The following is a 16249-nucleotide window of genomic DNA, read 5'->3' as shown; positions in this document are numbered from 1 at the left end:
CAGTGTCTTGGCCTCACCTCCGATGCCACTTGCGCTTCCACCACCGACCCGGCGAAAACGGATGCCACGGGCCTCTTGTTCGTCGAGGACGGGGGTCTGCGCTGATGCGGGGCAGGTCATTTGCTCTGGTTACGCTCGCCGTCACCCCGGTACTGCTTTTTGGCTTGGTATTCACCATGCTCGTGCTGCTCACCCCTTCGAAATCCACCGCGGCTACCTGTGGCCCGGCGGTTTCTGCCGTCACCGATGTGAACACCAAGGTCGAGGGCTACACCGAGGAGCAGCTGAAGAACGCCGCGGCGATCATGGGTGCCGGTGATGCCCTGGACCTGTCGTTGAAGGGACAGATGGTCAGCGTCATGGTGTCCCTGGGGGAGTCTGGCCTGCGGGTCCTGGACTACGGCGACGGGCCCGGCCCTGACTCGCGCGGCTTGTTCCAGCAGCGTGACAACGGCGCGTGGGGCTCCTACGCAGACCGCATGGACCCGACGATCAGCGCCACGAACTTCATCAAGGCCCTGCAAAAGGTCGAGGGCTGGGAGCTGCTGGAGCCGACGATCGCCGGCAACAAGGTGCAGCGCAACGCCGACCCGTACCACTACCAGAAGTACTGGCCCGAGGCGGTCAAGCTCGTCCAGGCGCTGTCGGACGGAAAGTTCTCGCTGGAAGGCAGCGACTGCGCCATCCCGGGGAAGTCCGGCGCCGGGGATGACTACCCGTGGAAAGTCTGTCCCACCTGGATGCAGGTCGGTGCAGGAGCTGCATCGGCCTCACCGCTGGGCATGTTCTACCGGGAGTGCGTGGACTTCGCTCTCTGGCGGGTGAACCAGCAGATGGGCTCAACGGGTGAACCGTTCAAGTTCCTCAACGGCAATTTCCGTCCGGACGGCCAGGGCCTTGGCTCGGCCCTGACGTGGAAGGCCGGCTGGGACGCCAAAGGCTGGCCCACCGGTTCCGTTCCCCGTGTTGGGGCAGTCGTCTGGTATGCGCCCGGCGCCGGAGGAGCGGACCCAACTTTCGGCCACGTCGCGGTGGTGAAGGAAGTCAAGGACGACGGGACCTACGTCGAAGAGGGCTACAACGGCAACCCGCCCCCGGATGACCACAACTACTACACCCGGACCGTCAGCAACGAGATCCCTTCAGTGTTCCTGTACCTGCCCACCCAAGAGGAGAAAAAGTGAAGAAGCCCCTGGCCCTGATCGCAGTAGCCCTGCTCTGCGCCGCGTGCGCACCGGCAGCGAACACCACGCCTGCACCGGCAGAATCGTCCGCCACCCCTTCCGCGCCGGTGTCGCTGAGCGCCAGCAGCGGCCCGCAGGCTCCCGGGGGCACGGTCCCGGCCACGATCGGCATCGCCTGGGATCAGGCCAGCAAGGACGCGGCCGTGGATGTCGCTGAGAAGGCCATGACGGACTTTGCCCGCCCTGGTGTGGAGGAAAAGCAGTGGGCCAACGATCTTGCCCGATGGTTGACGCCCCAGGCCACCGCCGATTACTCGGCTGTGGACCCAGCCAACATTCCCGCTGGCCGCGTCACCGGCCGGGCCACGCTGAGCGTCGATGAAGCCAACGGCTACGGGGTCATGGCGGCGGTACCGACCGACGCCGGGACCTACACGGTGCAGCTGCTCCGCACGGGCAAGGAAGCCCCGTGGAAGGTCAACCGCTTCACACCTCCCTCGTCCTAAGCGCCGGAACTCCCCAACTCACATACGTAAGGAAGAAGCCCATGAGCACCACATCAACCGAGGTCCTGGCCTTTCCAAACATCAGGGCCATCGTCCGTGACAACGGAACCGCTGAGGTCGTTGTCGCCGGTAATTCCCGCATCGTCCCTGCCGGGGAGTCCCTGCAGGATCTTCGCAACAACGCCCTGGCCCTCGTCGTGGGCGAGGCACAGACGTTGAACCGTCCCGTCAGAGTCCAGATCGAGGATCGCGAGGGACATGGGGAGCTGATCGTGCACCCGGACAACAGGATCGAATCCGTCTCCTACGAGGCACGCCCCGCACGGCGCCGGGCACCGGAACCCACGCCCGCGACGCCAACTCCCACAGGCATCGACACCGTCCAAGCCCCTGCGCCTGAGCCTGATCCTGTGGATGCTCCGGCAGAGCCCACTGCTGCCGCCGTAGCTGCCGTGGACCGCCAGCCGTGGCCGCCCAATCCCGTGTCGTCAGAGACGACGGACATGCCGGCCACCTCGGTGCCGGAGACGGCAGTGGCCACGGAGGAAGCCCCGCCGACGCGCCGCCGCTTGAAGGAAACCTCATTCCTGGTCAGCGCCCCTGTCCTTGAACCGGCTACCCAGGGCTGGCGGGGTGCGCTCACGCGCCTTGGCTTCCGGATGGACCCGTCCGCCGAAGAACTCTCCGAGCGGGAGGATATCCGCACGGTCAGCCAGCACTGGCCAGGTCCCCGGACCATCGCCGTGGTCAACCGCAAGGGCGGTGCGAACAAGACCCCCACGGTGGTCATGCTCTCGGCCATCCTCGCCCGCTACAGCGGGGCCGCGACGGTCGCCTGGGACAACAACGAGTCCCAAGGCACGCTGGGGTGGCGGACCGAAAAGGGCGCCCATGACCGCAGCGTCCTGGACCTGATCGATTCCTCGACCGAACTGCTCTCCCCGTCAACGAACGCTGCCGAGATCGCCAAGTTCGTCCACCACCAGACCGCAGACAAGTTCGATGTCCTGCGCTCGGATGAGAACGAGGAAGGCGACCACGAAGTCACCGCTGAGGAAGTCGACATCGCCCACCAGGTCCTCACCCGCTATTACCGGCTGGTGGTCATGGACTCGGGCAACACCGCCCGGGCGGCGAACTGGCGCAGGATGATCCACCACACCAACCAGCTCGTCGTGCCTGTGACGGCCATCGAGGACCGCGCCGAAGCTGCCCGGCTGACGCTGCAGACCCTCGAATCCCGTGGTGGCCACGATGCCGAGCTGGCCCGCAACGCCGTCGTGATCGTCTCTGAATCCACCGATGCCAAGCGGACCATGTCTGGGGATGCCTTGAAGCGGGCCAAGGACGAGGCCCAGCGGATAGCTGACGGCTTTGAACCGTTCGTCCGGGCTGTCGTCCGGATTCCGTACGATCCTGCACTGGTCAATGGCCCCATCCGCTATGAAGCCCTGCAGCCCGCCACCCAGCGGGCGTGGCTGGCGGCCGCGGCCGCCGTCGCCAAAGGGTTCTAAACCCACCCATCATTCGGACTTTCGGAAGGAGGAACCATGCAACAGTCCCTGAACCCCTGGGTCACCAGCCCCACTACGGACATCTCGGAAGAGGAAACAATGAATACGTGTATGCCGCCGGCGGCAGTCATCAGTGCTCCTCTGAAGGGGATGGTCGAACCCGACGCAGCGGACCGGCTGGCCCGCCGCACCATGAGCGGTTCCGCCGCATTGTGGATCATCGGCGCGCACGGGGGAGCGGGCGAAAGCAGAGTCGCGGACCTCCTTGGGGCACGGACCACCGATCACTGCTGGCCTGTCCTCCAGGACGGAAGCGAGCCGCGGGTGCTGCTGGTCTGCCGCGCAGACATGCGCGGCCTCACAGCCGCCAGGAGCGCCCTGACCCAATGGGTATCAGGAGCCACACCGAAAGTTGACCTGCTCGGCCTCGCGATCCTGGCGGACGCACCGGGGAAGACCCCCAAAGCGCTGCGCGACTTCGCCGCCATCGTCGGTGGGGGAGCGCCCCGGCTCTGGACCCTGCCCTGGGTCGAGGCATGGCGGCTCGGAAACGGCACGGCACCGACCCGCGAATTTCAAAGCTTCATTACTGACATAGCCACCCTGGCTGCCGACACATCAAACACCGCTCACTGAAAGGTCTCACCATGAACTACTTCTCCGCACTTGCAACCGGCGTCATCCCCAATCCCACTCCGACCATCCCTCCAGAGGCAGACGGGCTGCTCCTGGTCTTGAACTGGGCCTCCGGCATCGGTTTGGTCCTGGGGGTCCTTGGCGTGATCATCGTCGGCATCGGCATGGTCATCCAGCTCCAGCGCGGCGAAGGCGCACAAGCCATCGGCAAGCTCGGCTGGGTTCTCCTGGGCTGCATCATCATCACCGGTGCGGCCGGCATCGTCCGCGCCTTCGTCTAAGCCACCACCACGAACGGGAGGTTCACCGTGAGCCAGTCAACAGAGAGCACCACCGAAAGCAATCCGTTCACCAAGCCCGGTTTCATCATCGCGGCCGCGCTGGTGGTCGCGCTGATCGCAGCAACCATAGCGATCTTCCTGCTCCCCAAAGGACAGGGCAGTGAACAACCTGCCCCTGCGCATGTGGAGTCCAGCAGTTCAGCCAGCCCCAGCGCTTCAGCTGAGGCTGGCAGCAGCGTCTGTGGACTTCCTTCGTCGTCGGAGACGGCGTTAGGGTCGGCGCCGGATACGAATTGGGAGCTTGTTGGCAAGATGGCTACGCCTACCGAGCCGGACACCTTCGGTCCAGGAACCACAGACGAAGATGGGTTCCGTTCGTGCTTTTCCCAAACGCCAAAAGGAGCCCTCTACGCCGCTGCCAATTTGCTTGCGATGGGCTCATCAGGGGACCGTGCCATCAATCAGAAACTGACGGATAGGCTTTTGCTTCCCGGGCCGGGCAGGGATATTGCCAAAGAAGAATCGCAGGCCATGCCGGCAACGGCCGCGCCAAGTTCGACCGTTCAATTTCGCGGCTTTGTCATCAAGAGCTACTCAGGTTCAGCAGCCAATGTTGACCTTGCCTTTCAGACCGACACAGGTGTGTTGGGACACACGGTACTTCCCCTGGAGTGGGTAGATGGTGACTGGAAGCTGGCAATTGCTGACTCAGGTCGACTGGTTAACGACATAACCCAGATCCGGGACCTTAGCGGCTTTATTCCTTGGTCGGGAGCCTAACGTGGCGGAAAAATGCCAAATGCTCGACGCCGGATGTGAGCTGAAAAACTGGGCTTCAGGCTTGGCCGATGACGCCTTGGGCAACATGGCTAAAGCCATCATGGAGGGCATGAGCCAGATGGTGACGACTCTGTCTACCTTCTGGGTTTCCATGCCTACGGTGAACTTGATAAGCGAGGACAGGACTGGGCCAAGTCCCGTGGTGTCGATAGTCAACAGTGAGTTGGTGACTTGGACGCTGACGTTGGCGGTCCTCGCCGTCATCATGGGTGGTATCCGGATGATCTGGGAACAGCGCGGTGCACCGCTAAAGGACCTGCTCCGTTCGCTGCTTACCCTCACCCTGGTGTCCGGCCTTGGCCTGGGAGTCATCTCTATTTTGGTCATTGCCGCAGATACCTTTTCGGCCGCCATCATTGAGCGTTCCACGGACGGTAAAGGCTTTGCTCAGTCGATGAGCGTCCTCGTCATGATTGGCCAAACGGAGGTCGGAGTATTCATCCTCATCGTCCTGGGCCTGATCGGGCTGATTGCTTCACTGGTCCAGATCGTCCTGATGGTGGTCCGGAGCGGCATGTTGGTAATCCTGGCGGGCATTCTGCCAACCACGGCAGCTTTTACGAACACCGAGATGGGCAGGCAGTGGTTCCAGAAAGCGGTCGGCTGGACCATCGCGTTCATCCTTTACAAGCCCGCGGCAGCCATCGTGTACTCGGTCGCGTTCCTCTTGATGGGCAACACCAGCGGGCAGGACGCCCTGGTCGGTTCGATCACAGGCTTCACGTTGATGATCGTTGCCCTGTTCGCGCTTCCGGCGTTGATGCGGTTCGTCACGCCGATGGTTGGTGCCGTTGCCTCGGGCAGCGGCGCTGCAGCCGGGGCTGCCGTTGGTGCGATGGCCACGGGCGCAGTGTCCCTGGGCCGTGGCGGCAGTGGACGAGGCAATGCCGCACCCATTCCTGCGACCACAGGTAGTACGGCCAGTACGCAGAGCACTTCCGCCGGTGCTTCGCCGAAGGGCAGTGACGGAGCGTCTGGTCCTCGGGGCGGGGGAGGCCAGCCCACCCCCGGTGTTACGGGTCCGGGCGGCGCTGCTGGTGCTGCGGCCGCAGGCAAAGCAGGCACGGCGGGGGCAAGTGGCAGGGCGGCAGCAGCTGGCCCGGCCGGCATGGCTTTAGCCGCCGGGGCACAGGTGGCTACCAAGACGTCGCAGGCAATTGAGAAGACCGCGCAGGATTCAACCGGGGAGGGCCCCAGTGGCAGCAATTAATACCGAATACAAGGAACCGTCCTACGGCAACTGGCGCGTGCCGCGCTCCGCCGGCCTGGGCAACCTCGGCGCCATCGGCACCGGGATAGTCATGGCCGGACTTCTGATGGGTATCACCACGTTCGCTATCTGGGGTCTGTTCCCGGGACTTGGTGTCCTTGCCCTTGCTGGGGCCAGCGCCCTGTTGCTGACGGTCAAGGACAAGCACGGCCAGTCCGTTGTAGATCGATTCGGCACCCGGATGACCTTCCGGCTTTCCAAGTCCACTGGAACGAACCTCTACCGTTCGGGCCCTTTGGGTGTGACGGAGTGGGGCATGTACCAGCTGCCTGGCCTGGCCGCGAAGTCGACTCTGTACGAGTTCGCCGACTCCTATAAGCGCCCGTTCGCCATGCTGCACGTGCCGGCCACCAGCCACTTCACCGTCATCTTCTCCACCGAACCCGATGGAGCCTCCTTGGTGGACCCTGAGCAGGTCGACGCTTGGGTCGCTAACTGGGGTGGCTGGCTCGCCGGCCTGGCCGATGAAGCCGGCCTGGACGCCGCGGCCGTGACGGTGGAGACCGCGCCCGATTCTGGGTACCGGCTCCGGAACGAAGTCGAGATGAATATCGACCCGAACGCGCCGGAATTTGCCCAGGCCATTCTCCGCGAGGTCGTGGACACCTACCCGGAGGGATCGGCCACGGTCCGCGCATGGGTGTCCCTGACCTTCAACGCCTCCCTGCGGTCCGGGTCAATGAAGCGAACCCCCGAAGATGTGGCCCGGGACCTCGCCTCCCGGATCCCCGGCCTGTCAGCCCGGTTGCAGTCCACCGGCGCCGGTATCGCCCGGCCGATGTCGGCGCAGGAACTCTGCGAGGTCGTCCGTATCGCCTACGATCCGCCTGCAGCGCTGATCATTGATGAAGCCCACGCCGCCGGTTCCCCAGTTGCCCTCACCTGGGGTGAAGTCGGCCCCACCGCCACCCAAGCGAGCTGGGACGACTACCGCCACGACAGCGCCTTCTCGGTCTCCTGGACCATGACCGGCGCGCCCCGCGGGTCGGTGAACTCTTCGGTTCTGTCCCGGCTGCTGGCCCCGCATGGGGACATTGACCGCAAACGGGTATCCCTGCTCTACCGCCCGATGGATTCCGCGAAAGCAGCAACCGTGGTCGAGCGGGACCAGAACAACGCCAACGTCCGCATCACCTCCGGAACCCGGCCCAGCGCACGCGCCCTGGTTGATGCCCGCTCGGCCGTGCAGACCGCCCAGGAAGAAGCCCGCGGCGCCGGCCTGGTGAACTTCGGCATGGTCGTCACCGCCACCGTGACCGACAAAGAACGGCTGCCTGATGCCGTGGCCGCCATCGAACAGACCTCCGGCACCGCCCGGGTGCTCCTGCGCCGCGCCTACGGCGCGCAGGACACCGCCTTCGCCGCCTCACTGCCGCTGGGCCTCGTCCTGCCCAAGCACAGCATGGTCCCCTCCGGAATCAAGGACGCCCTGTAATGGCCCTCAAAGACCTTCTAATGTCAATGACAGTAAAGCCAGTAAAGGGCGTACCAAAGGACAAGACCGGGAAGCGGGCGCGCGAGGCCGGGCCGGGTTCCCGTGGCTGGTCCGGCCGTGGCGGTGGCATGGCCCAGCTCGTCCCGTCCGTGAAGGAGTACCGGGGAACGACGGTTCAGGTCTGCGGCCTGTGGCCGTTTTCCTCCGGCGCGTCCTCGCCCATGATCGGCGTCCCGCTCGGCCGTCATGAAGAAACTCAGGCTACCGTCTGCTGCGACCCGATCAGCTGGTTCCAGCGCGCACGCCTCATCTCCAACCCTTCCGCTTTCATCCTCGGCAAACCCGGACTGGGCAAGTCCACCTTGGTCCGGCGCATGTTCCTGGGCCTTGCTGCCCAAGGCGTCAACCCGCTGGTGCTCGGGGACCTGAAAGGCGAGCATGTCAAAGCCGTCGAAGCGCTCGGCGGGCAGGTCATCAAGCTCGGCCGCGGCGTCGGGTACCTTAACATTCTCGATCCAGGCCAGGCCGTCGAGGTCGCCCAGGTCCTCGAAGAACACGGCCACAACGACGCAGCCACCCGGGTCCGGGCCGACGCGCACGGCCGCCGCCTGAACATGGTCGTCTCGCTGATCACCATCAGCCGGAACAACCCGCCCACCGATCAGGAACAAACCATCCTGGACCGGGCCCTGCGGGTCCTCGATGACCGGTTCGACGGCATCCCGGTCCTGAAAGACCTCCTGGACGTCATCGTCTCCGCGCCGGACGAGCTGCGGCAGGTCGCGCTGGACCGTGGCGACATGACCGTCTACCTGCAGGAGACCCGGGCACTGGAAGCAACCCTGCTGGGCCTGACCGGGGGAGGGAAACTGGGGGAAATCTTCTCCCGCCAGACCACCAACCCGATGAAGCGGGACCGCGCCGTCGTCTTCGACGTCTCCAGCATCGACGAAACCGAAACTGACCTCCAGGCTGCTGTACTGCTGGCCTGCTGGTCCTACGGCTTCGGAACGGTCAACGTGGCCAACGCCCTGGCCGATGCCGGCCTGGAACCGCGGCGGAACTACTTCGTGGTCCTGGACGAGCTGTGGCGGGCACTGCGCTCCGGCAAGGGCATGGTCGACCGCGTGGACGTCCTCACCCGCCTGAACCGGTCCGTTGGCGTCGGTCAGATCATGATTTCCCACACCATGTCCGACCTGCTGGCCCTGCCGGCAGAAGAGGACCGGATGAAAGCCCGCGGCTTCGTCGAACGCTCCGGCATGGTCATCTGCGGCGGCCTGCCCGCCTCAGAGATGCCGCTGCTGACCTCCGCGATTCCCCTGTCCCGGCAGGAGCAGCAAAAGCTCATCTCCTGGCAGGACCCTCCCGCCTGGGACTCACGCGGCCTCGACGTCGAACCCCCGGGCCGGGGCAAGTTCCTGATCAAGGTCGGCGGACGCCCGGGCATCGCCGTCCAGATCGGGCTGACCTCGATCGAGAAGAACGACGGCCTGAACGACACCGACACCCGATGGCACGCACCAGCGGAAACGCTCATGGACCCGGCAGCACCTGCGCTGCCGGCCGAAGGGGGCGCGCTGTGAGTGCACCGAACCGCAAAGGAATGGGCCTCGAAGATGCTTTGCTGGTCTGGCTGGCCATCGGCGCCATCGTCATCTTCGGTGGCGGCACCTACGCCGCCGCGCACCTCGGGTCCTGGATGGCAGGCATCGACGCACCGCCTGCCCACCCCATCGACCTGGTCGCCGGGCTCATCAAGGGCGAGGTGCCTTGGCCACCCCAGTCCACAATCGTCGTCTGCGTCATGGCCGGCCTGATCCTGGCTTTAGCCATCGTCATACTCATGGCGTGGCGGAAAGGCGCATCCAAACGCGCCCGTGTCGACAAGGCCGCCCGCTACCTCGGCCGCGGCAAGTCCCTCGACGCATTCTCCGAAAAGGGAGCACAGGCCAAAGCCGAACGCCTCGGTATCAAGGACAATCCCGGGATCGTTGTGGGCAAGGTGGTCTCCACCGGTCAGAAGTTCGTCCAGTCCTGGGAAGACCTCAGCCTCGACATCTGGGGACCCCGAACAGGTAAGTCCACCTCCCGGGTGATGCCCGCCATCCTGGACGCACCCGGCGCCGTTGTCTCAACCTCCAACAAGCGCGACGTCGTGGACGGCACCCGCGGCGTCCGCGAGAACGTAGCCCCGGTGTGGGTCTTCGACCCGCAGAAGATCGCCCAGGAAGAACCTAACTGGTGGTGGAACCCCCTGTCCTACGTCACCGACGAAGAGAAGGCCTACAAACTCACCCAGCACTTCTCGGTCGGTTCCCGGGTCCCGGGGTCAAAGCCGGACGCCTACTTCGATCCCAAAGCCGAGGACATCCTCTCTTCGTACTTCCTCGCGGCCGCACTGGGCGATTTGCCGATCACGCAGGTCTACCTGTGGGTGACGGAGCAGGTCAGCCAGGAACCCATCGAAATCCTCCGGGAGCATGACTACGAGCTGCAGTACAAGGGCCTGGAGTCCACGCTGAAGCTGGCTGACAAGCAGCGCGACGGTATCTTCGGTACCGCCGAGAAGATGATCCAGTGCCTCAAGAGCCGGAACACGCTCCGCTGGGTAGCCCCGGTCCGCGGCGCGAGCGTGGCCAGTGATGCCCGCCGGCAGTTCGACCCGCACGCCTTCGCCGCGTCTCAGGAGACGATCTACATCCTCTCCAAGGAAGGGGCCGGCTCAGCCGCCCCGCTCACCACGGCACTGACCGTGGCCATCGCTGAGGCGATGGAGGAACGGGCTGAGCGCAGCGGCGGCCGTCTGCCCAAGCCGGCGCTGTTCGCCCTGGATGAGCTGGCGAACGTTGTCCGCTGGGCCGGATTGCCGGACCAGTTCAGTCACTACGGTTCCAAGGGCCTGATCGTCATGGGCATTTTGCAGTCCTGGTCTCAGGGCGTCGAACTCTGGGGCGAGGCGAACATGCGGAAAATCTGGTCAGCCGCGAACGTCAAGGTCTACGGCGGCGGCGTCGCCGAAGAAGGGTTCCTCCGCGCACTCTCGGACCTGATCGGGGACTATAGCTACATCAACGTCTCCGTCTCATCAGGGAAGTCCGGGTCCAGCCGCTCCCGGCAGGAGAGCAAAGAACGCATCTTCGATGTCTCCAACCTCGCCGAGCTGGACCGCGGCCGCGCCGTGATCCTCGCCTCCGGTGCACCCGCCACCCTGGTCCGGACCATACCCTGGTACACAGGGCCACACAAGGACGCCGTAGAAGCATCCATCAAAAAGTACAGCCCGCAGGCAGAGGAAGAACCAGTAGCGGTAGCAGCGGCGCCGGCCGCAAATCCCTGGGTGACCGGGTAGGGGAGCAGGGTATGACCATCGAGATTGGCCGGTTCAGTGAAGCTCCCAGCCCGGACATCGAGGACGCTGGCGCTCAGACGGGCGAACAACAAAAACCCCCGCAGCTGGTCTACGGCTCAGCGGAAGAGTTCCTACACGAGCAGCTGCTCCCCACCTACGTCCGCGACGTCGACGGACGGGCAGCAAAATGGTGCATCGAATGGTACTTCCACCCAGAAGCTGTCTCCCGCGTGGAAGCACTATGGCGCGCCTGGGAACACCTCAGACTCGATGGAGCCACCGGCATCAGCGTCTGGTTCAAAGACCACGCAGACCACCACATGAGCGTGCTCCTCGACCCACGCGGACCCTTCTACAAATGCGACATGCAAAAACACCGAGACCCCGAACACCTCGAACCCCGAAAATCTCCGGCAGGATGGTTCCCGGATGTCCGGACTAGCCCATGCTGAGCTGGATACAGATAGCTGCCGGATGACATTCAATTAAAAATAAATCAGGGCTGGAACACTTTATGTTCCAGCCCTGATTTCGTATCTTTCGATTCTAGCGAGCGGCTTCGTACTTCTCCACGACTTCCGCTTGGATACGACCGCGCGTGTTCACGGGGATGCCATTTTCAGCTGCCCACATCCGCACCGCTTTCGCGTCCGGGCCACCATGTGAGGACTTAGTACGGGCTGCCGCGCGGCCACGTCCGCCAGACACCTTGCGGCCAGCATTGGTAAAGCGTGCCAGGGCTTCACGCAGTTCCTTCGCGTGGCCGTCATTAAGGTCAATCTCGTATTCACTGCCGTCGAGGGCGAAAGATAGAGTTTCGGTCGCTTCCGAACCGTCCATATCATCTTCAAGCAGCACGACTGTCTTTTTTGCCATGAATTAAGGCTAGCAGCCTATTGACTAACCAGATCCCTAATATCCAGGTGCTAGCTCCCTCAGCAGCAGTAGCAGTGGATAACCCACCAAGATTGTCCCCGGCTGTGGGCAGCGGAACCGAATTCGAACACTTCCGGATTCCTGCAACGGCGAGATCAACGGTAGGTGGACTGTCACTGACAACCCGACTATCCGGAAGGGACTAAGAACGGCCCTGCAAGCATAAGGAGGTTTGGGAAGCGTTCAGAGCGCCTTCTGTTCCTCTTTCGTCAGCATTCTCACCAAGACTTTGCTCTCGTGAACGCGCCAGACGTCGTATAGGCCGTCGGGCTCCTCATGCGCGCGTTTGTAGAACTTACCCGCAAATGCGTGGGCGAGGTAGCCTAGGTCAACCTTTGTTTCCGGCAGGTCTATAGCCCAAGGAACAAGCATCACGGTTGTTTCGGCATCATCGCTGGCATCCGGATTATGATCTGTCGAGACAAGGTCCATCTTTAGGGTGAGGGTTTGACCATTTAGGAGGGCCCCCGTTTTGAGAATTTGATGCACAAGGTTCTCATCCACATCCGAGAGGTTTGGCATGTGGAGCAGCTGTGGCGTGCGTTCCTGTATCAGACTCAGCGCATGTGCCACGTCGTGCCAGTAGTCTGCCGGTCGAGTGCCTTTTCCTTCGACTGTATTCAGGGGATATCGATGTTCAGGAAGAGGACCAAAGCGAGGAGCGAGAACCAAGGAATTCGGTGCGCACATCCTCCTGTAGAAACGCAGGACGGGGAGAGCATCCACGGCGAGCCGGCTACTATCGGGGGCCTCAACGTTCAGCTTCAGACTTTGAACCTGCTTGTCCACGTCGAATCTCAGAACGACAGTCATGATGCCAAGCGCATCTGCTAGCAACGTTTCGACGCCCCGCGGTCCCTTGTCAGTTGGGATGCCGGTAGTGGTGTACTTGCGTTTGATAGTGAGGGAGTCGACCTGCTGGTCGTTTTCATCGACAAGTACCAGGCGAAGTTCGCTAGCACCTTCTGAGATAGTGGTGTTGGGGAGGACTGCTGCAGCAGCATTCTCGAATTCTCCTCCAAGGCCGCCAGGCAAATTGGCAAGACCGTTTACGCTTCCGTCAGGCAATTCGAGTGGGCTGCCAAACTTGATGAAGTCTTCTATGGCGGTCGCTTCGGGCGAGCCAGCCTTTGCCGTGAGGTTCACGTTGAACGTCACGGGGGCAAGATCGAACGCCACCCTATTCTTTGCGTACACGTCGACTTGGACACGTATAGCGCTATTGCCCCATATGGTCGTGCACACTATGCCGGGTTTCTCCCGCTTCAAGGCCGCACGCAGCTCTTCCTCGACGGGTGCCAGGGACGGTGGCTCTACGTGAACACCATAGGTATAGAAAGGATCTTCTCGATTTAGGACCAGCACCGTGTCCTTCAGCTCTTCCGCAAAGCCGGAGAAATCCCGTGACTCGACATCCTCTTTTCTGATGTCCTTCAGCCGCAACCCATGAACTATCGATAACGCCATCTGCTGTATGCGCTCGGCGTTTCCTCCCAGGTAGTAATCCACAACGTGGGGGTATTCGCTGGCCCAGAGATCACATCGAGTCAGCCCGTCCCAAATGGGTTCTGGCAGCCCTTTGGCAGTGACGTAGTCCGCCAACCACTCCTTTGCTTCCAGCGTAGGGTCCCAAGGCATGACGATGTGCCATTCATCGACTTGCATGTCCTTTACGCGAGGATCCGAAACCAAGCTGTCGACAGACTTCTCGACCTGCTTCTTCTGGTTTGCAGTCAAAGCTGCTGAAAATTTCTTGACCTGGTAGACACGTGTCTTATCGCTTTTAACCAGAACATCAATGCCACCATCGCCACTGGAAGGAGTGATTCGTTCCGCTTGCGGGTACTCGGCGCTGATAAACATAGCCACTACGGACTCAATATCTTCCCCGCTGTATCGTGTCCACTCGACTCGCGACAAGACGTTTCCTTCCCCAATGTTTAGAGCTGATTCCGGCGTGGTGGCACTTGCTGCTGTAGCCAAATCAAGAGACAGACACGGACTTCGACAACAGCCGGCGATGCAGGCAACCCAAGCATTGATGGGCGGCTATTCAAAACGAAGCGCAACTGAGTGCAGCACTCGGCAGCCTCCCTCCCGGGGTGGCTAGTGCTTGGGAGGGGGATACCTGACGACGAGTTTATGATGTTTTTGGTAATATTTCAAGTTGTTTTACTGCTGCTTTCAAAGCATGATGGACCCATGGAACCGACTATCCGCGATGACATCTACATGGAAACCACCAAAATGGACATCCATGCTTTGGTTCGTGAGCTCAACGAGAATGTCGGCGCCACGGTCGTTCAGGCAATGGGCGGCGTGAAAAACCGCACATCGCCCTACAACTGGGCCAAACCGGATGGTCAGGACCCTCGCCCCGAAGTCGAGGCGCGGCTTCGACTCGGCTACAGAGTGTGGCGAACGTTGGAGAGAGCAGAAGGAAAGCACGTGGCGCTCAGCTGGCTCATGGGCCCAAACCCCCGCCTGGGTGAGGAGCTACCAGTGCTCTACATTCAACAGCTGCACAGCCGCGAAGTCCTAGGGGCCGCTGAAGCTTTCGTTGACGACACCTACGCCGCGTGATCACGGAGCGGACCTGCGGCAAGACAGGGCTGCGTCTTGCCGCAGCCACGGCGGAGATTGGATTTAGGGTCGCCAAGGACCGGTACGGCGCCCTCTCGGTCCTTTCGAACGCCATCGTCGGACCACTTCCGATCACATCCACAGCCGCGAAGGCTACGCCTGACCGACGCGGGCGTTATGACACGCTGGGATCAACAATTTATCTTGCCGACTCCAGGCGGTGCGCCTACGCAGAGGTACTGGTTGGATTCCGGAAGGACCGGGCGGCGGTAGCCAAAGTTGCTGAGTCGATCGGCTGGGCAGTAGACGCTTACATCGCCCAGGTGCTGGAGGACGCCAGAACCAACGGAGTTGACGCGCCCTGGTCGGTCTCAGTGGATTGGCAAATGGACCGATCTATCTATGAAATCCGGATGCCTCACAGCGGATGGTGGGCCAGAATGGATCACCCTGATACCCTCAACGCCCTCGAGAAGCTGGCGCCAACAGTGCCGGGAATGACCGAGGTGCTCCAGGTACTCACTGCTGGGTCTATCAGCAGTGAGGATAGGGCTGTAACAACGATTCTCGCCGAGATCATCCGACAGCAGGTTCTCGATGATGGCTCGGAGCCGCTCGGCATCTCTTTCCCTTCCAAAACGCTGTTCGGGCGCTGCTGGGCTTACTGGGACCGCCGCTTTGACGCCGGATTGCCGTCCGGCTCCAATGACCTGCACCAGCTATCCTCTCAGAACGTAGGACCGGATCCGGAGTTCACCTACGTGACCGACTACTACGACCTCCCGTTGCTTGGGCGCCATCCCTGACAATCCCTCACAAACTATTTCGTCAGGGTGAGTTCTAGGACCCTGCACTCGCGGTGTGGGGTAATACGCGTTTGGATCCTAGCCTGACACGCTAGCGAGACCAGTCTGACGTCATGTTGGGGTGTACCCAACAACAACAGTGTTGTTGTTGTCTTGTTAAGGAGGGCTGATTATGTCTGTCGCAGTTCGGCCTCTACGACGGAGCTGTTGATGGTTTTTGATGCGGCGAGGGCTCCATGGTGAGGGCGAGGCATGTGACCACGAAGGCTACGACCACCCAGGGGCTGCCTTCGGCTACTCCGACAAGGGTGGTTGCGCTGAATGGCGTGGTGCCGCCGAGGGCCATAGCGTTGATTTCGCGGGATGGTGCGATGGCTGTGAAGCGGTAGTGGGTGGGGAACAGTTCGGAAAGGATCGCGGACTGGGCTTCGAGCATCGCGCCTTATCCGATGCCGTAGTCCATGCCCATCGCGGTGATGATGAGCGCCGGTTCGCGGGTGCCCAGGAGCAGGAAGCGTGTGCGGGAACCGGCGGCGGGAAGGTTGCGGAGGATGATATTCCCGCCGCCGGTGGTCAAAGCGCCGCATCTACCCGTAGAGGTCGCGGCCGACCAGCACTAGACGTAGCTTGCAGCCTTCTCGTCGGCTTCGGCTGCGACCACGGCGCCGTCGATCCGCCGGTTCAGGTGCCAGGGGTTTGCGTCCTGCAGGGCTTCCGGGAGCAGTTCCTGGGGGAGGTTCTGGTAGGCGACGGGGCGCAGGAAGCGGTTGATGGCGAGCGTTCCGACTGACGTGGTGCGGGAGTCGGAGGTGGCGGGGAAGGGGCCGCCGTGAACCATGGCGTGGCCGACATCGAGGCTTCGGAGCCAGCCGTTGACGATGATGCGGCCCACCTTCTGTTCCAGGA

The 16249-nt window shown here is 62.5% G+C and carries 17 protein-coding genes and 1 pseudogene; 13 read left to right on the top strand and 5 right to left on the bottom strand.

Annotated elements, in window-relative coordinates:
* The first annotated feature begins 104 nt into the window (after window positions 1-104).
* From M8J71_RS10700 to M8J71_RS10650, 11 genes are all read left to right on the top strand, one after another.
* Window positions 105-1184 carry a CHAP domain-containing protein gene (locus tag M8J71_RS10700; protein ID WP_256247899.1) on the top strand — a complete coding sequence of 360 codons (1080 nt, stop codon included), beginning with the start codon at window positions 105-107 and terminating at the stop codon, window positions 1182-1184.
* Complete coding sequence (locus M8J71_RS10695; protein WP_256247898.1) at window positions 1181-1690, top strand: hypothetical protein; 510 nt, start codon at window positions 1181-1183, stop codon at window positions 1688-1690. The genes M8J71_RS10700 and M8J71_RS10695 overlap by 4 nt, the downstream gene beginning before the upstream one ends.
* Window positions 1691-1731: 41 nt before the next feature.
* Window positions 1732-3204 (top strand): chromosome partitioning protein ParA, encoded by a 1473-nt coding sequence (locus M8J71_RS10690; protein WP_256247897.1) that lies wholly within the window; start codon window positions 1732-1734, stop codon window positions 3202-3204.
* Between the two features lie 36 nt (window positions 3205-3240).
* Window positions 3241-3840 carry a DUF6668 family protein gene (locus tag M8J71_RS10685; RefSeq protein WP_256247896.1) on the top strand — a complete coding sequence of 200 codons (600 nt, stop codon included), beginning with the start codon at window positions 3241-3243 and terminating at the stop codon, window positions 3838-3840.
* Window positions 3841-3851: 11 nt separating this feature from the next.
* Window positions 3852-4121, top strand: coding sequence for a hypothetical protein (locus M8J71_RS10680; protein WP_256247895.1), 270 nt, complete (start codon window positions 3852-3854; stop codon window positions 4119-4121).
* A gap of 27 nt (window positions 4122-4148) precedes the next feature.
* Entirely contained in the window at window positions 4149-4901 is a 753-nt protein-coding gene (locus tag M8J71_RS10675; protein WP_256247894.1) for a hypothetical protein, read from the top strand.
* 226 nt (window positions 4902-5127) lie between these two features.
* Entirely contained in the window at window positions 5128-6171 is a 1044-nt protein-coding gene (locus M8J71_RS10670) for a hypothetical protein (RefSeq protein WP_256247893.1), read from the top strand.
* Complete coding sequence (locus tag M8J71_RS10665) at window positions 6158-7666, top strand: SCO6880 family protein (RefSeq protein ID WP_256247892.1); 1509 nt, start codon at window positions 6158-6160, stop codon at window positions 7664-7666. Before M8J71_RS10670 ends, M8J71_RS10665 begins: the two co-directional genes overlap by 14 nt.
* A 20-nt stretch (window positions 7667-7686) precedes the next feature.
* Window positions 7687-9252: a helicase HerA domain-containing protein gene (locus tag M8J71_RS10660; RefSeq protein ID WP_256247891.1), complete on the top strand. Its 1566-nt coding sequence runs from the start codon at window positions 7687-7689 to the stop codon at window positions 9250-9252.
* A complete protein-coding gene (locus tag M8J71_RS10655; RefSeq protein WP_256247890.1) occupies window positions 9249-11018 on the top strand; it encodes a type IV secretory system conjugative DNA transfer family protein in 1770 nt (589 codons plus the stop codon). The genes M8J71_RS10660 and M8J71_RS10655 overlap by 4 nt, the downstream gene beginning before the upstream one ends.
* A gap of 11 nt (window positions 11019-11029) precedes the next feature.
* Window positions 11030-11470, top strand: a complete 441-nt coding sequence (locus tag M8J71_RS10650; protein WP_256247889.1) for a DUF4913 domain-containing protein — start codon at window positions 11030-11032, stop codon at window positions 11468-11470.
* Between the two features lie 94 nt (window positions 11471-11564).
* Here M8J71_RS10650 and M8J71_RS10645 read toward each other — a convergent pair whose 3' ends face one another.
* Both M8J71_RS10645 and M8J71_RS10640 read right to left on the bottom strand, forming a co-directional pair.
* Window positions 11565-11894: a histone-like nucleoid-structuring protein Lsr2 gene (locus tag M8J71_RS10645; RefSeq protein ID WP_256247888.1), complete on the bottom strand. Its 330-nt coding sequence runs from the start codon at window positions 11892-11894 to the stop codon at window positions 11565-11567.
* A gap of 243 nt (window positions 11895-12137) precedes the next feature.
* Window positions 12138-13874: a hypothetical protein gene (locus M8J71_RS10640; protein ID WP_256247887.1), complete on the bottom strand. Its 1737-nt coding sequence runs from the start codon at window positions 13872-13874 to the stop codon at window positions 12138-12140.
* 282 nt (window positions 13875-14156) lie between these two features.
* Here M8J71_RS10640 and M8J71_RS10635 point away from each other — a divergent pair, with 282 nt between their 5' ends.
* Window positions 14157-14537, top strand: a complete 381-nt coding sequence (locus M8J71_RS10635; protein ID WP_174177513.1) for a hypothetical protein — start codon at window positions 14157-14159, stop codon at window positions 14535-14537.
* A complete protein-coding gene (locus tag M8J71_RS10630) occupies window positions 14534-15343 on the top strand; it encodes a hypothetical protein (RefSeq protein WP_256247886.1) in 810 nt (269 codons plus the stop codon). Before M8J71_RS10635 ends, M8J71_RS10630 begins: the two co-directional genes overlap by 4 nt.
* Window positions 15344-15536: 193 nt before the next feature.
* On the opposite strand, the gene M8J71_RS10625 is transcribed toward M8J71_RS10630, so the two are convergent.
* The 3 genes and pseudogenes from M8J71_RS10625 to M8J71_RS10615 form a co-directional block, all read right to left on the bottom strand.
* Window positions 15537-15779 carry a hypothetical protein gene (locus M8J71_RS10625; protein ID WP_256247885.1) on the bottom strand — a complete coding sequence of 81 codons (243 nt, stop codon included), beginning with the start codon at window positions 15777-15779 and terminating at the stop codon, window positions 15537-15539.
* Window positions 15780-15785: 6 nt separating this feature from the next.
* Complete coding sequence (locus M8J71_RS10620) at window positions 15786-15920, bottom strand: hypothetical protein (protein WP_256247884.1); 135 nt, start codon at window positions 15918-15920, stop codon at window positions 15786-15788.
* A 39-nt stretch (window positions 15921-15959) separates the two neighbouring features.
* Window positions 15960-16249 (bottom strand): annotated as a pseudogene (locus M8J71_RS10615) (aldehyde dehydrogenase (NADP(+))); the annotation flags it as partial.

This window comes from Pseudarthrobacter sp. R1, from assembly GCF_024494415.1.
Lineage (GTDB): Bacteria > Actinomycetota > Actinomycetes > Actinomycetales > Micrococcaceae > Arthrobacter.
The sequence above is the reverse complement of the archived record's forward strand: the minus strand, read 5'-3'. Positions and strand labels throughout refer to the sequence as shown.